Source organism: Candidatus Krumholzibacteriia bacterium, assembly GCA_035649275.1.
Lineage (GTDB): Bacteria > Krumholzibacteriota > Krumholzibacteriia.
In genome coordinates, this window is the sequence record DASRJW010000016.1 from 1 (window position 1) to 2,568 (window position 2,568).

The 2,568-nt window shown below is 64.9% G+C and carries 1 protein-coding gene; it reads left to right on the top strand.

Features of this window, described 5'->3' with window-relative positions; translation table 11 throughout:
* Positions 1-773 precede the first annotated feature (773 nt).
* Positions 774-2,568, top strand: a 1,795-nt coding sequence (locus VFE28_01300) for a hypothetical protein (protein ID HZM14609.1), incomplete at its 3' end; no start/stop codon positions are given.

Below are 2,568 nucleotides of genomic sequence, written 5' to 3' on the forward strand. Positions count from 1 at the left end.
GTCTACTACGTGCGCGGCATCCTGGGGTCCCAGAGGTACACTTCCCGCGTCGTCGTACTGCGCCAGTAGGGGCAGCCCACCGCCAACGGCCGCAGCCGAAGTCGCTCGCGAAGGCGGCGAATCGACTCGGCCAGCAGGTACGGGGCCCCGTTCTCCTGAACGGGGCCCCTTCTTTTGTCCTCTGAAGCGATTCCCAAGCGCCCGTGGCCCTGGACCCACTTCACTTCGGATCTTTCACAATGGAGCGCGCGTCGAACACGCTCTCATCGGTGGCTGGACGTCTTTGGCAAGGTTAAGCGCGTCCATCTGGCCCATCATGCCTTGGAGCTGGCACGGTGTATGAGTGTCCACAGCGTTGACACTCATTGTCCACTCTGAACTCACTCCAAGCGCCCCTCGATGCACGGTGGTGCCCCTCGGCGTCGGCCCCAGTGGCCTCAGATGTGCTCATGCCTGTGTGTGAAAGAGTCAGGCTCCAGAGTCACGCTTCTCCCGCATGTGAAAAGTTTCACGAGGCGTCTCACAGTTCGAAGGTTCCGATGTTTCTCCTCCTGCATGTGAAAAGTTTCACGACGATCGCGCACTCGAACTGGCACGCGTTTCGCGTGTACATGGCGTTTACATCCCGAACCACATCGGCACGATTCTAGCATCTAAGTTTTTAAGAAATATCTCTTGACTCTAAGCATGGCTTCGTGCATCTTCAGTGAAACACTCCCACTAGACCCCGCTCCTCCCAGAGTGCGGTCGACCCTATGCGTATCGAAAGATCGATGCACAAGCCGGCCCCGGCCGGCGCCATCCGGTCTTTCCGGCCCTATGTGCCGGCCACCGTCCGTTGTAGCGACCATGTGGTCCAGCGCCTGGCCGCCATCGGCGCGGTGCTCGTCTTGCCCCTGGCGCGGGCTGCGGCTTCCGTCTTTGCGCATCAGGCCTGGCGGAGCTACGGCTTCCAGAGCGTCGGCGACTTCGCCCGTGAGCGCCTGCGTCATGACCCTCGCTGGCTGCACGACCTGGTGCGCCTACACCGGACGCTCGAGCGGTTGCCGAGCCTGGCAGGAGCGCTCTGTGGTGCCGACGGTGGTCGTCCCCTGGGTCAAGTAGCAACGTTGCAGGTGGGCCGTGTGGCGACGGCAGGAGACGTCGGGGAATGGATCGTCCGGGCGCGGACGCTGTCCCTCCTCGACCTGAAGACGGTGGTCGCGGCTGCGATAGGCTCGTCGAGGACTGCCGTCCCTCGCCTGCCTGCGGAAGCAGCGGGAGCGAAGGCGATGCTCTCTGATGTATGCGCTGACGACGCCGAAGAGCCTCGGGTGGTGGTGCGGCAGCAGGTGCCACCCGACTTGAAGTGGATGTTCGAGTCGGAGCTGGACCTGTACCGGAACCTGGAGGGCGGAGAGACGAGCCCGGGGAGGTTCGTCGCAGCCTTGGTGGGCGAGTCGATGAGTGCCTGTTGTTTCCCGCCAGAGGATTTCGTTCCCCGGTTGTCCAAGCGGCGAGAACGGCGCTTCAAGAAGAGACGGGGCGGTGGTGAGCCGCATACCGACGATTCATACGCCCGGCCCTCCGGCAGTGGAGGGCGAGCAGATCCGGAGCCTGGTCAAGCGGCGATGCTCGTGCTGCACACGCCGGCGATGCGCCGGGCGCTCCAGCGTCTCGAGAGCTTCGAGAAGCTGCGGCTTCGACTCCTCCGGCTCGAAGGGAAGCTCGCTCAGCAGGCGGCGAAAGCTTCGAGCCGGACGCGGGTGCGAGATCTCAAGCGTCTGCTCCGGATCCTCGAGTCCTTGGTGCGGCTGGAAGATGGCCTCGAGATCGACATGGCGGATCTCTTGTTGGAGATGCACGAGCACGATGCCTGGTCGGCCTTGGGATGGGCAGGCCTCGAGGCCTACGCCGAGGAGCGCCTGGGTGTCGGTGGGTCGACGGCGTGGCGGCGGGTGGCGCTCGCCCGGGAGCTCAGGCAGTGGTGGTTGGTGCGGGAGGCTTACGAAGGGGGCGAGGTCGGACTGCTGGCGGCGCAGAGCATCGCTCGGAGGCTCCGGGGGTCGAAGGGGGGTGCTGCTCTCCAGAAGAAATGGATCACCCACGCCCGGTCGCAGAAGGTGAAGCGCTTTCGAGACGAGGAGCGCTGGAGCGAGCGCGAGCGGTTGCTCTGCCGGATCGAGATCGCCGAGGCGATGACGCCGGGGCTTCGAAGCGCTGTGGGGGAGGGAGGGAGCGGGGACACCTCTCATCGTTCTCCAACCTTGGACCAGGAGCCCGCAGAGACGGTGGACGATCGTGGTGATGATCGGTCGAGCACCTCTCACCGTTCTCCTACGCAGGGCGAGGAGGCCGGAGGAAGTCCCAGGGGCTCGAGGCTTGGAAGGGCGGCTCGGGTGGCGGCGGCGCTGGCTCGCCTGCATGAGCCCCTGGATGACGCCACTTGGCGCGCCTCGCTCCGGCGTGTACCCGGAGAAATGCGAGCAAGAGTACTCCGGCTCGGCTATGGACTCCTCGAACGCGTCGTCCGCCGTGGACCGCTTCTCCAAGTCCCGCTCTGGCTCGAACTGCCCGAGTCGGATGCCA